At 23.6% G+C, this 23,032-nt stretch carries 19 protein-coding genes; 2 read left to right on the top strand and 17 right to left on the bottom strand.

Features of this window, described 5'->3' with window-relative positions:
• Positions 1–40: 40 nt before the first annotated feature.
• The 4 genes from BUCIPICE3303_RS00595 to prfA form a co-directional block, all read right to left on the bottom strand.
• Complete coding sequence (locus tag BUCIPICE3303_RS00595) at positions 41–1,243, bottom strand: acetate/propionate family kinase (protein ID WP_154049190.1); 1,203 nt, start codon at positions 1,241–1,243, stop codon at positions 41–43.
• Between the two features lie 95 nt (positions 1,244–1,338).
• The gene (locus BUCIPICE3303_RS00590; protein WP_154049189.1) at positions 1,339–2,148 is read right to left on the bottom strand and encodes a tetratricopeptide repeat protein; all 810 of its coding nucleotides are present in this window, start codon (positions 2,146–2,148) and stop codon (positions 1,339–1,341) included.
• Positions 2,149–2,208: 60 nt separating this feature from the next.
• Positions 2,209–3,048: a peptide chain release factor N(5)-glutamine methyltransferase gene (gene prmC / locus BUCIPICE3303_RS00585; protein ID WP_154049188.1), complete on the bottom strand. Its 840-nt coding sequence runs from the start codon at positions 3,046–3,048 to the stop codon at positions 2,209–2,211.
• A gap of 20 nt (positions 3,049–3,068) precedes the next feature.
• Positions 3,069–4,142: a peptide chain release factor 1 gene (gene prfA / locus BUCIPICE3303_RS00580; RefSeq protein WP_154049187.1), complete on the bottom strand. Its 1,074-nt coding sequence runs from the start codon at positions 4,140–4,142 to the stop codon at positions 3,069–3,071.
• Between the two features lie 234 nt (positions 4,143–4,376).
• Here prfA and BUCIPICE3303_RS00575 point away from each other — a divergent pair, with 234 nt between their 5' ends.
• The gene (locus BUCIPICE3303_RS00575; protein ID WP_154049186.1) at positions 4,377–5,327 is read left to right on the top strand and encodes a ribose-phosphate pyrophosphokinase; all 951 of its coding nucleotides are present in this window, start codon (positions 4,377–4,379) and stop codon (positions 5,325–5,327) included.
• A gap of 281 nt (positions 5,328–5,608) precedes the next feature.
• Here BUCIPICE3303_RS00575 and BUCIPICE3303_RS00570 read toward each other — a convergent pair whose 3' ends face one another.
• The 13 genes from BUCIPICE3303_RS00570 to ndhC all read right to left on the bottom strand — a co-directional run bounded on the left by BUCIPICE3303_RS00570 (position 5,609) and on the right by ndhC (position 20,651).
• Entirely contained in the window at positions 5,609–7,069 is a 1,461-nt protein-coding gene (locus BUCIPICE3303_RS00570; protein WP_154049185.1) for a proton-conducting transporter membrane subunit, read from the bottom strand.
• Between the two features lie 11 nt (positions 7,070–7,080).
• Positions 7,081–8,592 carry a complex I subunit 4 family protein gene (locus tag BUCIPICE3303_RS00565; RefSeq protein WP_154049184.1) on the bottom strand — a complete coding sequence of 504 codons (1,512 nt, stop codon included), beginning with the start codon at positions 8,590–8,592 and terminating at the stop codon, positions 7,081–7,083.
• Positions 8,593–8,667: 75 nt separating this feature from the next.
• On the bottom strand, positions 8,668–10,539 hold the full coding sequence (locus tag BUCIPICE3303_RS00560) for an NADH-quinone oxidoreductase subunit L (RefSeq protein WP_154049183.1): 1,872 nt from the start codon (positions 10,537–10,539) through the stop codon (positions 8,668–8,670).
• Positions 10,536–10,838, bottom strand: a complete 303-nt coding sequence (gene nuoK / locus BUCIPICE3303_RS00555) for an NADH-quinone oxidoreductase subunit NuoK (RefSeq protein ID WP_154049182.1) — start codon at positions 10,836–10,838, stop codon at positions 10,536–10,538. Before nuoK ends, BUCIPICE3303_RS00560 begins: the two co-directional genes overlap by 4 nt.
• Before the next feature lie 19 nt (positions 10,839–10,857).
• Complete coding sequence (locus BUCIPICE3303_RS00550) at positions 10,858–11,364, bottom strand: NADH-quinone oxidoreductase subunit J (RefSeq protein WP_154049181.1); 507 nt, start codon at positions 11,362–11,364, stop codon at positions 10,858–10,860.
• Positions 11,365–11,375: 11 nt separating this feature from the next.
• Positions 11,376–11,921: an NADH-quinone oxidoreductase subunit NuoI gene (gene nuoI, locus BUCIPICE3303_RS00545; protein WP_154049180.1), complete on the bottom strand. Its 546-nt coding sequence runs from the start codon at positions 11,919–11,921 to the stop codon at positions 11,376–11,378.
• Positions 11,922–11,930: 9 nt separating this feature from the next.
• Positions 11,931–12,875 carry an NADH-quinone oxidoreductase subunit NuoH gene (gene nuoH, locus BUCIPICE3303_RS00540; protein WP_154049179.1) on the bottom strand — a complete coding sequence of 315 codons (945 nt, stop codon included), beginning with the start codon at positions 12,873–12,875 and terminating at the stop codon, positions 11,931–11,933.
• Positions 12,876–12,902: 27 nt separating this feature from the next.
• Positions 12,903–15,638, bottom strand: a complete 2,736-nt coding sequence (nuoG, locus tag BUCIPICE3303_RS00535) for an NADH-quinone oxidoreductase subunit NuoG (RefSeq protein ID WP_154049178.1) — start codon at positions 15,636–15,638, stop codon at positions 12,903–12,905.
• 110 nt (positions 15,639–15,748) lie between these two features.
• Entirely contained in the window at positions 15,749–17,065 is a 1,317-nt protein-coding gene (nuoF, locus tag BUCIPICE3303_RS00530) for an NADH-quinone oxidoreductase subunit NuoF (RefSeq protein WP_154049177.1), read from the bottom strand.
• Positions 17,062–17,532, bottom strand: coding sequence for an NADH-quinone oxidoreductase subunit NuoE (gene nuoE / locus BUCIPICE3303_RS00525; protein ID WP_154049176.1), 471 nt, complete (start codon positions 17,530–17,532; stop codon positions 17,062–17,064). Before nuoE ends, nuoF begins: the two co-directional genes overlap by 4 nt.
• Positions 17,533–17,564: 32 nt before the next feature.
• Entirely contained in the window at positions 17,565–19,358 is a 1,794-nt protein-coding gene (gene nuoC, locus BUCIPICE3303_RS00520; RefSeq protein ID WP_232512966.1) for an NADH-quinone oxidoreductase subunit C/D, read from the bottom strand.
• 112 nt (positions 19,359–19,470) lie between these two features.
• The gene (locus BUCIPICE3303_RS00515; RefSeq protein ID WP_154049174.1) at positions 19,471–20,148 is read right to left on the bottom strand and encodes a NuoB/complex I 20 kDa subunit family protein; all 678 of its coding nucleotides are present in this window, start codon (positions 20,146–20,148) and stop codon (positions 19,471–19,473) included.
• A 131-nt stretch (positions 20,149–20,279) separates the two neighbouring features.
• A complete protein-coding gene (gene ndhC / locus BUCIPICE3303_RS00510) occupies positions 20,280–20,651 on the bottom strand; it encodes an NADH-quinone oxidoreductase subunit A (RefSeq protein ID WP_154049173.1) in 372 nt (123 codons plus the stop codon).
• A gap of 399 nt (positions 20,652–21,050) precedes the next feature.
• Between ndhC and dnaK the strand changes: the two genes are divergently transcribed.
• Positions 21,051–22,967: a molecular chaperone DnaK gene (gene dnaK, locus BUCIPICE3303_RS00505; RefSeq protein WP_154049172.1), complete on the top strand. Its 1,917-nt coding sequence runs from the start codon at positions 21,051–21,053 to the stop codon at positions 22,965–22,967.
• The last annotated feature ends 65 nt before the right edge of the window (positions 22,968–23,032 follow it).

Below are 23,032 nucleotides of genomic sequence, written 5' to 3'. Positions count from 1 at the left end.
AAAAATATAATTTAAATATTTTATCATTATAAAACTTTTTTTATTTTATTAAATTATAAGTTTCTTTAGCTATAATCTGATTTTCATTAGCTGATATAACTAATATAGGTATACTTTTTATAGAATTTATAAATATAGTTTTTTTGTTATTATTCAAATTGTTTTTTGAATCTATAAAACAACCAATTAACGATAATTTATCTATTATTTTTTGACGAATAAAACTAGAATTTTCCCCAATTCCACCTGTAAATATAACAGCATCCAATCGTCCACACATTAATGAAGAATATCCACAAATATATTTAGCAACACGATGACAAAATATATCAATTGATAATTTTGCTTTCTTATTAACATTATATTTCTCTTCTAACTCTCTAAAATCATTGGAAATTGAACTAATACCTAATACTCCTGAATATTTAGTTAATATTTTTTGTGCCTTATCAAGAGAAATTCCTAATTCTTTAATCATGTAAAAAATAATAGATGGATCAATATCTCCGCATCGAGTTCCCATTACTAATCCTTCCAATGGAGTTAAACCCATAGAAGTATCTACTGATTTACCATTAACTACCGCTGTAATAGAAGAGCCACTACCTAAATGACAACTAATAACGTTTAATTGATTAATAGATTTTTTTAAAAAAAAAGAGCATTTTTTAGTTACATAAAAGTGATTAATACCATGAGCACCGTATCTACGAATAGAATGATCAGAATAAAAATAATAAGGTATAGCATATAAAAATGATTCTTTAGGGATCGTATGATGAAATGCAGTATCAAATACTGCTACATTAACTTTTGCTAATTTTAATATTTTTTTTAATGCTATATTAATAGCTAACAAATGAAATGGGTTATGAAGAGGGGCAAAAACAGATGATTTTTGAATTTCCAATAAAACGCTAGAATTAATAATCATAGATTTTTTTAAATTTTTTCCCCCATGAACCACTCTATGTCCAATTCCAATTATATTATTCAAATAATTTTTATATTTATCATGTAATATATCAAAAATTAATATAATTAACTGTTTATATGAATCTATTTTATCAAATTTTTTAAATAATTTTTTATTGTTTATAAAATCCTGTATTTTTAAAGATGTAATATTATTTATAGTTTCTATTATTCCGTCAATATAAGTAATTTCTTCAATAGGGTCAATAATTGAAAATTTAACTGAAGAACTTCCACAATTTAGAACTAAAATCAATTCTTTTTTCATAGATATCTCATTTTATATAAATCTATTATTTAAAAAATAAAAAATCATTACAAAAATACTATTCATAAAACAATTTTTTAAAATAATAATCGTGTTTAATGAAAAGTAATCTTTTTTTGTTCAATGGAATGAATTTGCATTTTAATAATATCACTAACAGGATCTTCCGGACGTTGTTCAACAAAATATAATAAATCTGAAAGAGCTGCACGATAACAATTTAATTGAGAGAAGATTAATCCTCTATCTCGAATTTCATATGGATCTTTAGGTTTTAATGTTAGTAAAATATTACTTACATTTAAAGCTAATTCTATATTTTGTTCTTCAATTAATGCTATTTTTAACATATCTAATATTTTTTGTATAATAGTTGATGAAGTAGATTCTTGTAAATAATTTTCATGCAATTCAGCTGATGGACTGATATTACCTTTTAACCATGATTGTAAAATATGTTTATTAAGTATATCTCCATTAACAGGATCAATATATAGTATTTTTTCTTCTAAACTCTTAAATTTAACAATTAATTGTGTCGGAAACATTATAGGTATAATTGATAAATTTAGTCTACTGGCAATATGAATAAGAAAAGTTCCTAAAGAAAAAGAATTACCCTGATTAGATAAAATAACTTTATCTAACCATAACATATCAGATAATTTATGTATTTTAACTGAACAACCAAATTTCCATTTTTTATAAAAAATAAATAATAATTTTTCTAATTTTTCTATTTCTGTTAATGTTTCAGAAATAAATAATAAAGATTCCTGAACTTTATTTGTACATATTTTCATTATATTTTCTTCTGGAAAATCATCACGAATTTTTACCATAAGTTTAACCATAACTTCAAATAAAGATTCTTTAGAAAAATCAATATTACTTAAATTTATCATATTTTACCCTAAATAAATGTAAAAAAACCAAAATATATACAAAAAAAATTTTTTATAAAATTATATTTTTATATTCAAAAAACCATAAGTTACTCTATTAAGATTAGAATAATCTTTTATTGAAGATATTTTTATAAAAAAATTATTTCTAAAAAGTTTTCTTACTATTTTCGTTTGTTTATAGCAATGTTCAATATATAACCAACCTGTAGAAAAAAAATAATGAACAGAATTTTTTATAATATATTGTATACATTCTATTCCATCTTTTCCAGCCACTAAAGCAGAATATGGTTCAAAAAAAAGATTAGAAAAAGAATTATTAAAATCTTTTTGAGATAAATATGGAGGATTACAAACAATAATATGAAATTTTTTTAAATACAGGTTTGAAAACCAATTACTATAAATAAAATTAACATTTTGAATATTCAACATTTTAGAATTATAACGAGCTACTTCTAATGCACTCAAATTATTATCTACTCCAATAATTTTACATTTAGAATTTTTTGAAGCTAAAGCTAAAGCAATTGCACCGCAGCCGGTACCTAAATCTAAAATTGTATTTGTTTTAGAAGAGATTTTTAATAAAACTTGTTCAACAAGAATTTCTGTATCTGGTCTAGGAATTAAAACGCAAGAAGAAACAAAAAAAGATAAAGACCAAAATTCTTTTTTTTGTATAAGATAAGCAATAGGTTCATTTAATATTCTTCTATCTAATAAATCATTTAAAATAAATAAATCATTTTTTTTTATTATCTTTGTTTTATTATATAATAATTCTTTTTTTGAATACTTTAATACAAAACATAATAATAATTCTGAATCTAGTTTTGATGTTGTACTATTAACTAATTTTTTCTCAGCATATGATAACCATTTTAAAATATTCATTATTATATACCAGTTTTATTTTATTCCATTGTTGATAATAAATCTGCTTGATGTTCTTGTAGTAAAGGCTCTATTAATAAATCTAATTTACCTAATAAAATTTCATTTAAACGATATATTGTTAAGTTGATTCGATGATCTGTTACTCTATTTTGAGAAAAATTATATGTTCTATTTCTATCAGATCTAGAGCCAGTTCCCAGCAAGTTCCTCCTCATCAAAGAATTTTCTAATGCTTTTTTTGCATTATTTTCAGAATAAATTTTAGCAGATAAAACAGATAAAGCTTTTTCTTTATTCTTATGCTGAGATCGTTCATCTTGACATTCAACTACATTACCGGTAGGAATATGTGTAATACGAACTGCAGAATCAGTTGTATTAACATGCTGGCCACCAGCACCAGAAGAACGAAATGTATCAATTTTTAAATCAGACACATTTAAAATAATTTTTTTTGATTTAGAAACTTCAGGCATAATTGCTACGGTACATGTGGATGTATGTATTCTACCTTGTGACTCTGTTTGTGGGACACGTTGTACTCTATGACCTCCTGATTCAAATTTTAATCTTCCGCAAGCTCCTACACCAATTACTTTCAAAATAATTTCTTTATACCCTCCCATTTCTCCTTCATGCATATTGATAATACTTACTTTCCAAGATTTAAAATCAGCATATCGCATATACATTTTACATAATTCTCCAGAAAAAATAGCGGCTTCTTGTCCCCCAGTAGCAGCACGAATTTCAATAAAACAACTATTTTTATCATAAGGATCGATAGGAAGTAATAATAATTTAATTTTTTTTTCAATCTTCTTTTGTTTATTTAATAATAAATATAATTCTTCTTCAGCTAATTTAGCAATAACAGAATCATTTAATAATAAACGTGTATCCTTTATTTCTGATTTTATTGACAACCATAAAAGAAATGATTCGTGTAATTTAAATAATTCCGCTTTTTCTTTAGATAATTTAGAAAATTCTTCTTTATTAAATGTTAAATAATGATTTGATAATAAAGATTCTAATTCTGTATACCTTTTCATTAAATTTTTCAATTTTATAATTATTGATTTTTTCATAAAAATAAACCTATTTAATATAGAAATATAAAAATAAAACAAAATAAATATATATTAATTCATATTTAATCATATCATAATATGATTAAATATATATAATAAGAATCATCTCTTTAATAAAAATAGATATTTTTAAAAAAATATTTTTTCAAAAATATTTAAATTTATTAAAAAAAATATTATAAAAAAAACTTTCTAATACAATTTAATACATATTTTTTAAATAGGATTAAAATGGGAAACATTAAATTATTTTCTGGAAATTCTACTCCAATTTTATCAAAAAAAATTGCTAAAAAATTAAATATATCGTTAGGTAAAGCTACTGTTAGTAAATTTAGTGACGGGGAAATTAGCATACAAATCAATGAAAACATTAGAGGTTATGATGTTTTTGTAATACAATCTACATGTTTACCTACAAATGATAATTTAATGGAATTAATCATTATGATTGATGCTTTAAGAAGAGCTTCAGCAGGACGTATTACAGCTGTAATACCATATTTTGGATATGCACGACAAGATAGAAGGATGCGATCTTCTCGAGTACCAATCACTGCTAGAGTTATTGCTGATTTTTTATCTAATGTTGGTGTAGATCAAATTTTGACTATAGATTTACATTCAGAACAAATTCAAGGTTTTTTTGATATTCCTATAAATAACATATTTAGTAGTATGATTTTTTTAAAAGATTTGTTGAAAATTGATTTTCTAAATCCGGTATTTGTTTCACCTGATATAGGTGGTATTATTAGAACTAGAGAAATCGCAAAACTATTTAATGATTCTGATATGGCTATTATTGATAAACGTCGATCACATTCTAATACTTCTCAAGTAATGAATATTATCGGACAAATAAAAAATAGAGATTGTATTTTAATTGATGATATTATAGATACTGGAATAACATTATGTGCAGCTGCAAAAAAACTGAAAAAAAACGGAGCGCAACGTATTTTCGCATATGCAACTCATCCAATTTTTTCAGGTGCAGCAAGTGAAAATATAAAAAAAGTAACATACATAGATAAAATTATCATTTGTGATACAATTCCTTTATCTAAAGAAATAAAAAATTTAAAAAACATTCGGATATTATCCGTAGCTAACATGTTAGCAGAAGCAATTAAAAGAATTAATAAAGAAAAATCAATTTTAGAAATGTTTGATTACTAAAAAATACTGTTATAAAATATAACAATATTAATTTATATATTAAATAAACTATTTAGTTTCTATTTTTTTAGAATAAATGTTGGAAAATATTCCAACATTATATTAATATAAATATATAATTATATATATATGATATATAAATAAATATTATAATTTAACATCTACATATTAAATATACTGCTAATACAATTAGCAGTAAAATATTTTTTATTAATAATCAAATTTCATTTTTTAAATAAATTTTATTAAAAAAATATAACTCTTTAATATAAAAAAATATATTATAAAATATTTAAAATAATCTGAGGAAAGAACCCTAAAATAATAAATACTAAACTCATAAATAAAATTAAATATTTTTGAAAAAGTGGTATATAAAAATTATATTTAATATTTGTATGATCTAATGTTAAAGATGTATCATACACATTATAAATTATATTTAAATAACTCTGCATTCCTATGATACTACTTAACATCATAATGATAACTGTAATAAAAAATCTTCTTTGAATCAAATTCTTAAATATAAAAAACTTTCCCCAAAAACCTAAAGTTAAAGGAAATCCAGATAAAGATAACAGAATTAAAGATATTGAAATCCCTAAAATCGGATCATACCAAAATAACCCTCTTAATGAATTATCTTTAATAGAATAAATTTTTTTGGAAAAAATATTAAAATCAATAGTACTTTTAATACTAAAAAAACCAACTAATCCTAGTATATAACCAAATAAATAAAACTGTATTTGTCTAATAATAAATATATCTTCTTTTGAAGAATATATTAATAATAACATTAATAAAAAACCAAGATTAGAAATAGATAAATACCCAATTGATCTTTGTACTTTATTTTGAAAAATAGAAAATAAATTACCAAAAAAAATAGATAATACAGAAATATAATATATTATAAAATATAATAATTTTATATTATATATATAAGGAATATAATAAAAAAAACGTATTAAAAATGAAAATATAGAAATTCTTGTAACAGTAGAAAAATAAATCAATGAACATGAATTAGTATTTTGATATATACCTGGAGACCATGTATGTAACGGGAATAATGATAATTTAAAAAAAAGAGATAAAAAAACTATACTAAATCCAAATAAAATAATACTTCCAAACATAATAGATGGATGATATATAAAAATTTGTGAAAAAAAAGAAAAACATAGCCTACCAGAAATAAAATATATAAATGAACATCCTAACAATAAAAAAGAAGATGAAAAAATTGACATAATCATGTATATAACAATTAATAATAAATTACTTCCCGCTTTAGGAAAAAACATTAAAATACCTAATAATGGTAAAAATAATAATTCAGATCCAATAAATAAAGTAGAAAAATGATTAGATATAGAAACTAAAATTCCACCTAAAACAGATAAAAGAAGAAACAAATAAAATTCTATTGAATGATAATTACCATAAGACAACCAATTATATGAAAATGCGCAAGTATAAAAACTTGAAATTAATAACATAAATATAAAAAAGTAAGAATATTTATCAATTTTAATTAATTCTGAAAAATACTCTAACATAAAATATTTTGAATATATAATAGATATTATACTAAAAAAAATACTAAAAATAATAATCATACACCCTAAATATGTTTTTTTTTTATAAAAAGAGACAAATAAAATTATTAAAATAGAAGAAATTAATATTAATATTGGTAATATTGGAATAATACTATAAAATAATCTAATCATAATTTTATTACCTATTTATTAAAAAAGGATATGTAATTTCTATATAACTGATCTGAAATTTCATATGAGAATTGCAAAAACAGTTTAGGATATAATCCTATAAGAATTAAAAAACATGCAAAAAAAATCAAAATTATTAAATGAAAAATATTTAATTCATTTTGTAAAATAACGTGATTCGTAGAACCGTAACATACACGTTGTATTAAGATTACAGAATAAATAGAAGATAAAAATAAACAAAATGCAAATAAATACCCTAAAACAGGATAAAAAGAAAAAATACCCCATAACATCATAAATTTACCGCTAAAATTTCCTGTTAAAGGAATACTTAGATTTGCAAAAGAAAAAAACAAAAAAAATGAAGGAATAAAATACATACAAGACCATAATCCACCCATATATAAAATATTTTGAGTTTTAATATGAAAAAAGATTTTTCCAATAATAATTAATAATGCTGCAGTAGAAATAACATAAGATACAAAATAAATCATAACACCTTGATAAGAAAATATATTTTCGCTATATAAAGAAGCAAAAATTATTCCCATATTAGAAATAGAAGAATAAGCTAATAATCTTTTTATATTTGTTTGAGAAAAAGCCATAATAGAACCATATAACATTGTAAATAAACCCAAACTAATAAAAATTAAAGAAAACATATGAGATGTACGGGGAAACAAAACTAAATGATATCTTAATAATCCATATATTGCAGGTTTCAATAAAATTCCAACTAAATCAACGGAACCAGAGGGAGAAATAATTTCTTGAATATCTGGTAACCAATCATCAAAAGGAAATAAGGGAAGTTTTATTACAAGTGACAGTAATAAACTAAACATCACAAAAATTTCCATATATAAAGACATTTTTATATTTTTTAATATAAAATAATTAAATGTCCAAATTCCAGAATAACTATGATAAATACATGCTAAATTTAAAATAGAAAAAAGTAAAATAAAACTAGATAATTGAGAATATATGAAAAATTTACGTGCAACATAAATACTTTTACAATTATTTTCATAAGAATTGTTCCAAAAAATAATTAAAAAATACATAGGTATTAATATAATTTCCCAAAAGAAAAAAAATAACAACATATCAAAAGACAGAAAGATACCAAAAATACCTAAAATAATAAGTTGTACACAAAAATAAAATATTCCAATATTTTTATTTAAAATATCCCATTCACAAGATATCGAACAAATACCCATCAGAGAAGTTAAAAAAATCATAAGCAATGATAATTTATCTACACCTAAATAAAAAGAAATTCCATATCTTGGAATCCATATTTTATAAAATGAAAAAATCAATGAATTGTCTGAAAAACTAGAATTATTAATATGACTATTAGTGTAAAAGAAAAATATTGAAAAAAACAAACAAGTCATAATAGACAAAAAAGCCATATAACGAGGAAGTTTTTTATTTAAAAAATACGTTAACAATGATAATATTGCACCAATCAAAGGTATAGCCATAAAAACTAAAATAATCATAAAATATACTATCCTTGCTATATATTAATATTATGTAAATATAAAAATCCACTAATATTAGTGAAACTAACTAACTTATATATAATTATTTTTATTAATAAAAATAATTAATAAACATGCAGTTAAACAAAAAATATACCATCTAATATGGTAAACAATATCTATTGATTTTATCTGAAATAATTTACTTTTAAAAAAACAAATTAAATTCAAAAAAAATCTTTCTATATAAAAGAATTTTTTACTATTTAAATAATTTGATATCATATAGTATGGTTGTATAATCAAATAAAAATAAAACATATCAAAAAACCAATTATTTAAAATTAAAGAATACACTGGATACAATATACTTTCTAAACAATATTTTTTTAAAATTAAATATTGATTTAAATAAAAAATAAAAAAAATAATAAAACCAATTGTTGTGATACCAAAAGAAATATATTCAAGATATACTGAATGTGTACTACCGTTAAGAACAGGGGTAAAAATAATTTTATAAAATACATTAGAAATAAAATACCATGTAATAGGAGTACAACCAATACATAAAATAAATAAAGATATATCATGAAAAAAATTTTTTTTAATAGCAATAAAATTAGATTTATTTTGTCCGTGAAAAATAAAAAAAAACATTCTACAAGAATAAATAGAAGTAAACAAAATTCCTAAAAAACTACAAAATAAAAATAAAATTTCCTTTTTATCGAAAATATTAAATAAAATATCACCCTTACTATAAAAACTAGATGTTATAAATGGAAAAGATATTAAAGAAATAATTCCAGTTAAAAACGTCATATATATAAAAGGTAATTTTTTATATAAACAACCCATTTTAAAAATATTTTGTTCATTATTTGTATGTTTTATAATCGATCCGGCAGATAAAAATAATAAAGATTTAAAAAAAGCATGGCATATCAAATGTAGGAAAGTACCTTTAATATTTTTAGAACCTAACGCTAAAAACATATAACCTATTTGACTAATCGTAGAAAAAGCTAAAATACGCTTAATGTTTTTTTCAAAAATAGCAGAAAAACTAGATATTAAAAGAGTAAAGCATCCTATTAGAGAAAGTATAAACATTATATTAGTATTATAAAAAAACAAAAAATGAACTCGAATAATTAAATAAATACCCATAGCAACCATAGTAGCTGCATGAATTAAAGCTGATGCAGGTGTGGGGCCAACCATAGCACCTATTAACCAGGTATGTAATGGAATTTGTGCTGATTTTCCAATCGAAGCAACTATTAAACAAAAAGAAATCCAAAATAAATAATTAGTATGATAATTTAAAAAAACAATTTCTTCAGTAAAATATTTTAATATAAAAAAATCGGTTGTATTAAAATGTAATAAGATTAAAAATATAGAAATTAAAAAAAATATATCACTAAATCGAGTCATTAAAAAAGATTTAATTGCAGAATATCCGTTTTTCTCTTGTTTAAAATAAAAACCAATTAATAAATATGAACAAATTCCTACTAACTCCCAAATACAAAACATAATAATTAAATTGCTAGATAAAACAAAAAAAATCATAAATGAAACAAACAAATTCATATATATAAAATATTTAGTATATTCTAAAGAATCCTTCATATACCATAATGAATATAAATATATACATAAACTAATTAATATTACTGTTCCTAACATAGATAAAGAAAAAAAATCTACTAAAAAATTTAATTTAATACCATAATTATTTATATACATCCAGTTTAATAAAGGAATAAAAAAAACTTTTGATGTACTATACATTTTAATGTAATCGTATATAACATATAAAAATAAAAAAAAAGACATTAATATAGAAAAGATACTAATAATTGAAACAATTTTTTTTAAAAAAAATCTTTGAAAAATAGTCAATAAAAAAAAACTAAGTAGTGGAAATATTCCAATATAATAAATTAGATTCATTTATCGATCTCACTTAATTTACATATATCTAACGTATTATACCGTTGATATATTTTTAAAAAAATTGCTAACATTATACTTACTTCAGTAGCTGCAACAGTAATAATTAATAAATATATAATTTGACTATCTTGTTGATTCCAATAATGACCGACTAAAATAATTGCAAATGCCACTGAATTTGTTAATATTTCTAAACTTATTAATATAAATATTAAATTTTTATGCTTTAATAATGAAAAAATTCCAATTATAAATAAAATAATAGGTATTAAAATTCCATGATTTAATAACAACATAGTATATATATTTTCCTTATTAAGAAGTAAAAATAAATCTTATTTTTTTTATAAAAAAATATACTAACAGTACTGAAGACAATAGCAATAAAGATATAAACTCTACTAAAAAAATATATTTATTAAATAATAAAATACCAGTATTTTTTATTAAAAAAATTTTAAAAATTAAAATTTTGTTTTTTTCACTAATAAATTGAATAAATAAAATAAATAAAATAAAAACTATACATGTATATGAAAAAATATCATAAAAATTATTAGATTTATTTAATAAAATTGTTGAATTATGTATATTATTTCTTATTAACATTACAACAAAAACAAATAAAACTATAATTGCACCAGCATAAATAATAATTTTTAAAGTTCCTAAAAAAACAGAACCTAAAGTAAAAAAAATGCCAGAAATAGAAAATATTAATAAAATTAAATATAATAAAGAATAAATTGGATTAATACCTATCATAATTAAAAAAGAAAAAAAAATAGATAGACAACTCAATAAATAAAATACAATAACCATAAAAATTATCCCTATGGTAATAAAGATGTTATATCAACACAATTTAATATTTTTTTTGAAGTAATATTCTTCATATCTTTTCTACCCTGCATGCCAGAAACAGAATAAAAATTATATTTAGAAAATTTTCCAGGACCAGAAATTAATAAATCTTTCTTTTTATAAATTAATTTTTTTCTTTCAAAATCACTTAATTCTACATCTGGTATTAATTGAATAGCTGCAGTAGGACAAGCTTCTTCACACAAACCGCAAAAAATACAACGTGAAAAATTTATTTGAAAGTATTTAGAATACCAACGACCATTTGTATTTTCTGATTTTTTTAATGAAATACAATTAACAGGACAAACAGCAGAACATAAATTACAAGCAACGCAACGTTCTTCACCATTGGGATCTCGAGTTAAAATAATACGACCTCGATATCGAAATGATAAATTTAATGATGCTTCTGGATATAAACGCGTTTCTCTTGGTGAAAAAATATTAGTTAAGATCATTAAAATACTATGAATGTTACTTAAAAAACCAAAAAAAATATTTTTTATGCCCATATAAAAACCTCATAATTGTAATAACATTTTAAAAGATGTAAATATTATATTTAATAACGATAATGGAAGACAAAATTTCCACGCAAATAACATAACGTAATCATATCTTGGTCGAGGTAAAGAAGCTCGTAATAAAATAAACAAAAAAATAAATACTAAAAATTTTAATATAAACCAAATAATAGGAGGAAAAAATGGACCAAACCACCCCCCGAAAAATAAACATACATTTAAAGCAGAAACAACCATAATTGAAATATACTCACCAATAAAAAACATTCCAAACTTCATTCCAGAATATTCAATATGATATCCATCAGCTAATTCTTGCTCAGATTCCGGTTGATCAAAAGGATGTCTATGACAAACAGCAATACATGCAATAAAAAACATCAAAAAACCAAAAAATTGAGGAACAATATTCCATATTTTTTTTTGCGAGTAAATAATATCAATTAAATTAAAAGAACCACATTGTATTACTGTACCCATAGACGATAAACCTAAAAAAACTTCATAACTTAACATTTGCGCTACTGATCTAATAGATCCTAATAAAGCATATTTATTATTACTAGACCAACCAGCTAATAAAACTCCATACACAGATAAAGATGACATCATTAAAAAATATAATAAACCAATATTTAAATTAATAATAATAAAATTAGAGGTGATAGGGATACTAGCAAAAACTAATAACAATGAAATAAAAGAAATAACCGGAGCTATTATAAATAGTGCTTTATCACTAAAAGGAGGAACCCAATCTTCTTTAAATAATAATTTAATACCATCCGCACATAATTGCATACAACCAAACCAACCAACTCTATTAGGTCCATACCGATTTTGTAATAAACCTAATATTCTTCTTTCTATTAAACTTAAAGCGCTCGCACTAAAAACAATAAAAAATACAAAAAAAATAGCAAAAAAAATTTTATTTATCATAATATTATACCTAATTTAATAAAATATTTATTTATTATATTTTGTTAAATTTCTAGCAAATTTATTTAAAAAAATAATTGGAAGTCCATTACATCCTAATGGCAAACCAATATGAGATAAAACAATTTTTTCAGATAATTGAACTGGAAATCTAAAAAACGTATTATTTATTTGAAATTGTAATATATCACCATTTTTAATTTGTATTTTCTCTGCATCTAAATAATTTAACTTAGCATGAATAAAATTCATATTTACAATATTAATAAAATAATTTTGACTCATTTCTTCACTACCTAATAATTTATAATAAGGAATTATTTTAAAAAATGAATAATCTCTTTTGTCATTTAAAACAAATTTATTTATAGAAAAATGTGAAAAAATTTTTTTTTTATAGTTTTCAAATAATAAAACACCCTCATATATTTTATTAAATTTATTACCAGTTATAGATGATTTATATAATGATTGATTAGAATTCCAATTCGGAGACCATAAAAAAGGAGAATAAGAAAAATTCTTTTCTGTTTGTAAACTCCCCTCCATAGAAAAAGAAAACATGCTATCTAAATCTATAGGAGATTTTTGTTCATGTATATCTTTTTCAGCAAACATAGCAGCGCGACCGCTAAAACGTATAGGTGATCTTGCTATTTTTTGACCTTTAATTCTAAAATCGGCAGAAGGAGCAGAATCACGTATTTTTTTAAAAATAGGATTCCATAAAGAACATAATTTCATCATTTTATCAATTGTAAAAGATATAATCGATGAAAATGAATAAATTTTATTACTAATAGCATGTATCCAACGCCAACTTTCTAATTTACATAATTTTTTTCTATATAAACTTGGATTATTAATTTGAAAAAAACGCTGTAAACGTGCTTCGTAATTGACAACATTCCCTGAACTTTCTGAAAAATTTGTACATGGTAAAAAAATATTAGAACGCATTACTGTTCTATTATTTTGATGATCTAATACTATAATTTTATTAACATTTTTAAAAATATTATCTATAAAACTAGATTCATATAATCTATATAAGTCATTTTCTAAAATAACTAGAATATCTATTCGTTCTAAATAAATCATATTTAACATACAATCTAAAGTAATACTCGGGATTAAAGATACTCCTATACTATTTACTGAAGGAGGGAATAACGCTAAACCTACTGGTAAACCTTTTTTTTGTAAAGATTGTGCAATATTAAATGATACCTTGATAAAATCAATATTATTATATGATGTACCTGAAATAATTAATGGTTTCTTAGAATTACATAATGCTTTAGTAATAAAATCAATTTTGACAAAAATACTTTTTTTATCTTTCTTAGTAATATTTATACTATCATTAAGACTATCTAATATTAATGTACTAAAATGTAATTGCTGTTCTATAGAACCAAAGTAACAGAGATTACTAATCTCATCTAATTTTGTTTCACTTCCATTGATAATAAATAAAGAATTTTGTTGATCTTGTGCAACATTTTTTATTGCATTAATATGCCATAATGGTATATTTTTATTTTTTGAAATATGAGAATAAATTCCTCTCACTGCTTGGCGTACAGACAATGCGGCTAATGATGCAGTTTGTGTAATATCTTCACCTATAATTAAAATTACATCATATTTTTCAATCTCTGTAATAGAAGGAATGTGTATTCCTCCGTTTTTGATAATATCAACAATTAATTTCATACATTCGTCTAATTCTGGCAACATACCATTAGAAAAATTCTTTTTTCCTACTAAATGATATAATGCCATATTACTTTCTACACTCGCTCTAGAAGAACCAATACCTAATATTTTATTAAAAGAATTTTGAAAAATAGTAGAAACACACTTAACAGAATCAGAATAATTTAAAAATTTTATTTTATTATTTTTTTTTACAAACGGGCTAGAAATAGAAATTGTATTTACATAATTACTGCCAAATCTACCAAGATCACATAAAAAATATTTATTTATTTTTTTATTATATCTATTGTCAATACGACATAACTTACCTAAACGTTCTCCTAAATTGATATTACACCCGATACTACAACCGTGACATATACTTGGAGAATATTGTAAATCCCATTTACGATGAAAATTTTGCACATTACTTTTATCAGTAAATACACCTGTAGGGCAAACATCAACCAAATTTCCAGAATATTCACTTTCTAATAACCCGTCCTCTAATCGACCAAAATAAATTTTATTACTAGAGCTATACACTCCTAAATCTCTTCCTCCAGCATAATCAGTATAATATCTTAAACAACGATAACACGTAATACATCTATTCATAACATGCGATATAAAAGGACCTAAATATTGATTTTTAAAAATACGTTTTGTAAATCTATAACGACGTATATGATGTTGATTTAATACAGTCATATCTTGTAAATGACAGTTACCTCCTTCAGAACAAATTGGACAATCATGAGGATGATTTAACATCATTAATTCAATAATGCTTTTTTGAAATTTTTTAACATCAGGATCTATAACAGATATTCTAATTCCTTCCGTGACTCCCGTCATACATGACATCACAATAGATCCTAATTCATCTTTTTCATTATAAAAAATTTTTACTGCACATTGTCGACATGATCCGATACTTCCTAAAGCAGGGTGCCAACAAAAAAAAGGAACACTGATCCCGACAGATAAACATGCTTGTAATACATTATTAGATTTTTTAACAAAAAAAGCTTTTTTATCAATATAAATTTTAACCATTGTTAATTACTCACTTTATAATATTTATTATAAATATAAATAAATAATTTTAAATAAAATTAATCTTATTCTACAATAATATATAATTATATTTCATTCAATTATTAACTTTATAAAGAGATAACATTAATATTATTTTTTTTTTTTTTATATTTATTTATTCCTTCTTCAAATTCAGTTCGAAATAACTTTATTGCACTTTGTAAAGGTGATATTGCGCCCGGGGCGTGTGCACAAAAAGTTTTTCCGGGGCCAAGATAAAAACATAATTCTTCTAATAATGAAATATCATTAAAATTACCATTCTTTTTTTCTAAACTTTTTAATATTTTTACTATCCACGGCAATCCTTCTCTACACGGGGTACAAAAACCACATGATTCACGTGAAAAAAATGTTTCAATATTTACTAATAAAGATAAAATATTAATTTTATTATCAATAGCCATAGCAATTCCTGTTCCCAATCGACTTCCTATTTGTTGTAAACTAGTAAAATCCATTTTTATATCAATATTATGGCTAGATAAAAAATTAGTCCCAGCCCCCCCAGGCTGCCAAGCTTTTAAAATTAAATTTTTTTGCATTCCGCCAGCATAATCTTCTAAAATTTCTCTTGCAGTAGTTCCTAATGGTAATTCCCATAAACCTGGTTTTTTTACTCGACCTGAAAAACCTAATAATTTAGTACCAGCATCTATTCCTCTAGACAACCCTATATACCAATCTGATCCATATAAAATAATTGCTGGAATATTAGATAAAGTTTCAACATTATTTACACATGTCGGTTTACCCCACAAACCATGATTAGCTGGAAAAGGGGGTTTAAATCGTGGATTTGCTCTTCTACCTTCTAAAGAATTAATTAATGCAGTTTCTTCACCACAAATATAACGACCAGCACCAGTATGTAAAAATAAATCAAAATTAAAACCACTATTTAATATGTTTTTACCTAAAAAACCAGATTTATATGCTTCATTAATTGCTTTTGTTAATATTTTTTCTGATAAATAATAATCACCACGTAAAAAAATATATCCACAAGAAGACTGTAAAGCAAAAGCACTAATAATCATACCTTCAATTAATTGATGAGGTAAATATTCTATTAAAAATCTATCTTTATATGTACCTGGTTCCATTTCGTCTGCATTACAAATTAAATATCTATTTAATTCTAAATTATTTTTTGTCATTAAACTCCATTTATTCCCTGTTGGAAAACCTGCTCCCCCTCTTCCTTTTAGACCTGATTGTTGAACTATAGTGATGATATCTTCAGAACTAAATTTTTTTAAAGATTTTCTCAAAGATTGATAACCTTGAGTATTACAGTATTCAGTAATATAAATAGTTTCATAAGGATCATTTAAACGCCAAGTTAATGGGTGTGTTTCAGATGTTTTTAACATATCGTTCATTTGTATTTATCCAATAAATCTTTTATTACTTTAGAAGTTAAATGAGTATATAAATTTTCATCAATAAGCATAACGGGACCTTTATCACACGCACCTAAGCAACAAGTAGGAAGTAATGTAAAGCAGCCGTTATTAGTTGTCTGACCTGGACGTATACCTAAACTAGATATTAATTGATTTTTAATATTAATATAACCATTAATAAAGCATACAACACTATCACAATAACGAATTACATGACGTCCAACGGGTTTTCGAAAAATATGACAATAAAATGTTGCAACTCCTTCTACCTCACACGCCGGGATAGATAAAATTTTTGAAATCGCTATAATAGCATCTTTACAAATCCATCTTCTATTTTTTTGTACAATTTTTAAAGCTTCGATACATGCTGCCCTAGAATTTATATAACATTTTTTTTTTAATAAAATTTCAGAAATTTCCGACTGACTTAAATGAAACACTTTTTTTTCCTAATATGAATTATAAGATATATTTATCTGTCTACATCAGACATAACAAAATCAATACTACCAAGATAAACTATTAAGTCAGAAATCAAATGACCACGTATTACTGAAGGAATTTGCTGTAAGTGAGCAAAACTAGGCGTACGAATACGTGTTCTATAACTTGTGGGTTCACCATCACTAATTAGATAATAACTATTTATTCCTTTTGTTGCTTCAATCATTTGAAAGCTCTCATTAAACGGAATAACAGGACCCCAAGACATTTGTAAAAAATGTGTAATTAAACTTTCAATATGAAATAAAGATTTCTGTTTATTTAAAGGAGTAGTTAATGGGTGATCAGATTTAAATGGACCTTCCGGCATATTTAACAAACATTGATTCAATATTTTTAAACTTTGTCTAATCTCTTCAACTTTAAGTAAAACTCTTGTATAAGCATCACTAATGTTATTTCCTACTGGAACTTCAAAATCAAAATTTTGATAACCAGAATATGGTCTTTTCTTTCTCACATCAAAATCTACACCTGTAGCTCTTAAACCCGCTCCTGTTACTCCCCAAGATAAAGCTTCTTCTTTTTTATATGCCGCTACACCTTTAGATCGAGAAATTAAAATTCTATTTTTTAATGCTATTTTCACATAAAAATCTAGTCTCTTTGGCATCCAATTTAAAAATTCTTTTAATAAATGATGCCAATTTAAAGGTAAATCTTTTGCTAAACCTCCAATACGAAACCAAGCTGGATGCATTCGGGCCCCAGTAATACTTTCAATTAAATCATAAATTTTTTGACGATCAGTAAACGCTAAAAAGACTGTACTCATACTACCAACATCTTGAATAAAAGTAGAAATAAATAATAAATGACTATTAATCCTAAATAACTCTGATAATAAAATTCTAATTACTTGTACTCTATCAGAAACAGATATACCAGCTAATATTTCAACAGCTAATATATAAGGCATTTCATTAACACATCCACCTAAATATTCTATTCTATCTGTATACGGAATAAAGCTATGCCAAGATTGTCTTTCAGCTATTTTTTCAGCACCACGATGATGAAAACCAATATCAGGAACACAATTTATTATCTTTTCTCCGTATAATTGTAATATTATACGAAAAGCACCATGTGAAGAAGGATGGTTTGGACCGAAATTTAAAAACATATACTCTAAACTATTATTATTATGCTTTAATCCCCATAATTCAGGACAAAAACGTAAAGACTCCATTGCTAAATCTTCTCTTTGTTTTGTAAAAAAAAATTTATCTAACTCTGTTGCATGAGATGCATAATCTTTTCGTAAGGGATATCCTACCCAATTTTTAGGCATTAAAAGTCGAGTTAAACAAGGGTGACCAGTAAACCGAATACCAAACATTTCCCAAGTTTCACGTTCATACCAATTTGAATTTAAAAAAATTGAAGTAATAGTAGGTAATTGTAAATTTTTTTTTGATAAAGCAACTTTTAAAATAAGATCACTATTTTGAGTAATTGATAAAAAATGATAAAATACTGTAAAATCAGAATTCGGAATATCTTCAATATGTTTTCGTAAACGTTCATCAACGCCATGTAAATCAAATAACATTTCATATGAACAGATATTATTTTTTTTTAAAAAACAAACTACTTCTATTAAGATTGAATGATCAATCCATAAAACAGGACATTTGAAATAAGTATTTTGTATAAAAAAATTTTTTTTTCCAAAAAAACTAAATAAAGAATATACAATAGGATATTTTTCATAAAAATTTTTATTTTCATCATCTAAAAAAAAAATTTTTTTGTAAATAAACACCTGACATAATTTAATCTCAATAAGTTAATGTTAAGTATAATAATATAATTATTTATAAAAATAACATATTAATAGGAAAGAAAAAACGATAAATTTTAATAAAAAACTAAAAATTATCTTCACAGTCAAGATTCACAACAGATATTCTTTGATTATTTTTTTTTTCTTTTTCAGACAACATTTTTGCTTTATATACACCCTGTTCACCTATTATCCATGATAATGGACGACGTTCTTTAGAAATAGATTTTTGTAATAATGTTAATGCATGTATATATGCCTCCGGGCGGGGTGGACAACCAGGGATATAGATATCTACCGGGAGAAATTTATCTACTCCCTGTACTACAGAATAAACATCATACATTCCGCCAGAATTTGCACAAGCACCCATGGAAATAACCCATTTAGGTTCTAACATTTGATCATATAATCTTTGTATTACAGGTGCCATCTTAATAAATGGTGTACCAGCAATTACCATAAAATCTGCTTGTCTAGGGGAAGCACGTAATACTTCTGAACCAAAACGAGAAACATCATGAACTGATGTAAATGCAGTTACCATTTCAACATAACAGCACGATAAACCAAAATTATACGGCCATAAAGAATTTTTTCGACCCCAATTTACGATATTATGAATAAATTTAGAAATAGTCCCAAAAAAAACATTATTTTCTACTTGTTTTTCAATTGGATCAGAAACTGATTTAGTAGTACTTAATGGATATTTATCAAAAATATCATTATTTGTATTTACACGTGTTAAAGTGTATTGCATTTCTGAAAACCCCTAAATGATTAAAAATATTATTAAATTTTATTTAACAATTTTTTTTAAAAATAAACTTTAAAAAAAATATTTTAAAATTTTTATATATAAAATATATTAATAAGAATATATAAATTTAATTATTTTGATATAATCCATTCTAATACATTATTTTTAAATAGAAAATATAATGTAATAAATAAAGAAAAGATAAAAAAACAAATTCCAAAAAAACCTATCCAACCAGATTCCCTAACACAAACAGACCAAATATATAAATATAATGCTTCTACATCAAAAATAACAAACAAAATAGCAATTAATGAAAATTTAATAGGTATTTGTAATCTAGCGCTACCTAAAGAAACAATACCAGATTCAAATGGATGTGGTATATTTTGAAAATATGATTTACTTCCAAAAATATAACCAGATATCAACATAAAAAAACACACAAAAAAACTAAAAAATATAAAAAATAAAAAAGATAAAGCTTGATAATCTATATTCATAAAAATTTAAAACTCATAAGAAGTTAATGTAATCGAATTAATTTGTAATTAATTTAAAACAACTTAGATCAATAATATTGAATATCATATATAAAGATTTTATATAGATAAATATAATTAATTATAACATTTTATAAATAAAAAAGTTATAATTTTACTTCAATTCATATAGTAATTGAAAAATCTATTATATTTTCAATATAAATAATCAATTTTTTAAAATAAAAACAATTATATTTTTTTTTTACCCTTGATGCTGAATAAACTGACCCCATTTAATTAGTATTATCTATTTTATAAAATTTTTAATAATTTTTAAAATATTATTAATATATTTTAAAAAAATATTTAACCATATAAATAAAATTAATTAACAATATATATTTAAGGACTATTATAATGGGAAGAATAATCGGAATAGATTTAGGAACTACTAATTCCTGTGTAGCTATTATGGACAATAATAAAGCTAAAGTATTAGAAAATACAGAAGGAGAACGTACTACACCTTCTGTTATTGCCTATACTAAAGAAAATGAAATTTTAGTTGGTCAGCCCGCAAAAAGACAATCTATAACTAATCCTAAAAATACACTATTTGCCATCAAAAGACTTATGGGGAGAAAATTTCAAGACGAAGAAGTTCAACGTGATATAAAAATCATGCCATATGATATTATTCCATCAAAAAATGGAGATGCTTGGTTAAAAATAAAACAAGAAAACATAGCGCCACCTCAAATTTCTGCAGAAATTCTTAAAAAAATGAAAAAAACAGCTGAAGATTATTTAGGTGAAAAAGTCACTGAAGCTGTTATTACTGTACCAGCATATTTTAATGATTCTCAAAGACAAGCAACCAAGGATGCAGGAAAAATAGCAGGGTTACAAGTTAAAAGAATTATTAACGAACCAACTGCGGCTGCTTTGGCTTATGGTTTAGATAAAGGTCGAGGAAATAGAACAATAGCCGTATATGATTTAGGAGGGGGAACATTTGATATTTCTATTATTGAAATAGATGATGTAGATAAAGAAAAAACATTTGAAGTATTATCAACAAATGGGGATACACATTTAGGTGGAGAAGATTTTGATAATCGATTAATACATTTTTTAGTATCAGAATTTCAAAAAGAACAAGGTATTGATTTAAAAAAAGATCCTTTAGCAATGCAAAGATTAAAAGAAGCAGCTGAAAAAGCAAAAATAGAGCTATCGTCAGCACAACAAACAGATGTAAATTTACCTTATATTACAGCAAATTCTACAGGACCTAAACATTTAAATATTAAAGTAACACGAGCAAAATTAGAATCATTAGTAGAAGATTTGATTATTAGATCTATACAACCGTTAGAAATTGCATTGAAAGATGCTAAATTAAAGAAATCAGATATTAATGATATTATTTTAGTAGGTGGTCAAACACGTATGCCATTGGTACAAAAAAAAGTAGCAGATTTTTTTGGAAAAAAACCAAGGAAAGATGTAAATCCTGATGAAGCTGTTGCTATCGGAGCTGCAGTTCAAGGCGGTGTTTTATCTGGTACAGTTAAAGATGTCTTACTATTAGACGTAACACCCTTATCATTAGGAATTGAAACAATGGGCGGGGTTATGACACCATTAATCAATAAAAATACAACAATACCAACAAAACATAGCCAAACTTTTTCTACAGCAGAAGATAATCAATCTGCAGTTACTATACATGTTCTTCAAGGAGAAAGAAAAAGAGCGTTTGATAATAAATCACTTGGACAATTTAACTTAGATGGAATTCAACCTGCCCCTAGAGGAATTCCACAAATAGAAGTTACTTTTGATATTGATGCAGATGGTATTTTACATGTTTCAGCAAAAGATAAAACAACAGGGAAAGAACAAAAAATTACTATACAATCTTCATCAGGATTAAATGATGATGAAATTAAAAAAATGATTTCTGAAGCTGAAGAAAACTCTGAAAAAGATTTACAATTTGAAGAATTAGTAAAAGTTCGAAATCAAGGGGATCAAATTTCTCATAATACAAAAAAACAAATAAATGAATGTAAAGAAAAAATTGATAATAACACTAAAATAGAAATTGAAAAATCTCTACAAGAATTAGATTTATCTTTAAAAGGAGAAAATAAAGAAGAAATAGATAAAAATATACAAAAAGTTCTACAATTGAATTTAAAATTAACAGAATTTTTAAAAAAAAATAATGAAGAAAAAAATTCACAAAAAAAAGAAAATACAGAAAAAAATAATGAAAATGTAGTAGATGCGGAATTTGAAGAAATTAAAGAAAAAAATAAAAAATAAAATAAAAAAATTTATTAAATAAAATAATAATTTTAATCACTATATCTAATTTTAAATAAAGGGTG

It is taken from the genome of Buchnera aphidicola (Cinara piceae) (assembly GCF_900699035.1).
GTDB classification, from domain to species: domain Bacteria; phylum Pseudomonadota; class Gammaproteobacteria; order Enterobacterales; family Enterobacteriaceae; genus Buchnera_F; species Buchnera_F aphidicola_AV.
The sequence above is the reverse complement of the archived record's forward strand: the minus strand, read 5'-3'. Positions and strand labels throughout refer to the sequence as shown.

What these genes read in the sequence shown, in the direction of transcription:
- BUCIPICE3303_RS00595 (WP_154049190.1), bottom strand. Translation starts at nt 1,243, where the DNA reads ATGAAAAAAGAATTGATTTTAGTTCTAAATTGTGGAAGTTCTTCAGTT.
- BUCIPICE3303_RS00590 (WP_154049189.1), bottom strand. Translation starts at nt 2,148, where the DNA reads ATGATAAATTTAAGTAATATTGATTTTTCTAAAGAATCTTTATTTGAA.
- prmC (WP_154049188.1), bottom strand. Translation starts at nt 3,048, where the DNA reads ATGAATATTTTAAAATGGTTATCATATGCTGAGAAAAAATTAGTTAAT.
- prfA (WP_154049187.1), bottom strand. Translation starts at nt 4,142, where the DNA reads ATGAAAAAATCAATAATTATAAAATTGAAAAATTTAATGAAAAGGTAT.
- BUCIPICE3303_RS00575 (WP_154049186.1), top strand. Translation starts at nt 4,377, where the DNA reads ATGGGAAACATTAAATTATTTTCTGGAAATTCTACTCCAATTTTATCA.
- BUCIPICE3303_RS00570 (WP_154049185.1), bottom strand. Translation starts at nt 7,069, where the DNA reads ATGATTAGATTATTTTATAGTATTATTCCAATATTACCAATATTAATA.
- BUCIPICE3303_RS00565 (WP_154049184.1), bottom strand. Translation starts at nt 8,592, where the DNA reads ATGATTATTTTAGTTTTTATGGCTATACCTTTGATTGGTGCAATATTA.
- BUCIPICE3303_RS00560 (WP_154049183.1), bottom strand. Translation starts at nt 10,539, where the DNA reads ATGAATCTAATTTATTATATTGGAATATTTCCACTACTTAGTTTTTTT.
- nuoK (WP_154049182.1), bottom strand. Translation starts at nt 10,838, where the DNA reads ATGTTGTTATTAAATCATGGAATTTTAATACCTATTATTTTATTTATA.
- BUCIPICE3303_RS00550 (WP_154049181.1), bottom strand. Translation starts at nt 11,364, where the DNA reads ATGGTTATTGTATTTTATTTATTGAGTTGTCTATCTATTTTTTTTTCT.
- nuoI (WP_154049180.1), bottom strand. Translation starts at nt 11,921, where the DNA reads ATGGGCATAAAAAATATTTTTTTTGGTTTTTTAAGTAACATTCATAGT.
- nuoH (WP_154049179.1), bottom strand. Translation starts at nt 12,875, where the DNA reads ATGATAAATAAAATTTTTTTTGCTATTTTTTTTGTATTTTTTATTGTT.
- nuoG (WP_154049178.1), bottom strand. Translation starts at nt 15,638, where the DNA reads ATGGTTAAAATTTATATTGATAAAAAAGCTTTTTTTGTTAAAAAATCT.
- nuoF (WP_154049177.1), bottom strand. Translation starts at nt 17,065, where the DNA reads ATGAACGATATGTTAAAAACATCTGAAACACACCCATTAACTTGGCGT.
- BUCIPICE3303_RS00515 (WP_154049174.1), bottom strand. Translation starts at nt 20,148, where the DNA reads ATGCAATACACTTTAACACGTGTAAATACAAATAATGATATTTTTGAT.
- ndhC (WP_154049173.1), bottom strand. Translation starts at nt 20,651, where the DNA reads ATGAATATAGATTATCAAGCTTTATCTTTTTTATTTTTTATATTTTTT.
- dnaK (WP_154049172.1), top strand. Translation starts at nt 21,051, where the DNA reads ATGGGAAGAATAATCGGAATAGATTTAGGAACTACTAATTCCTGTGTA.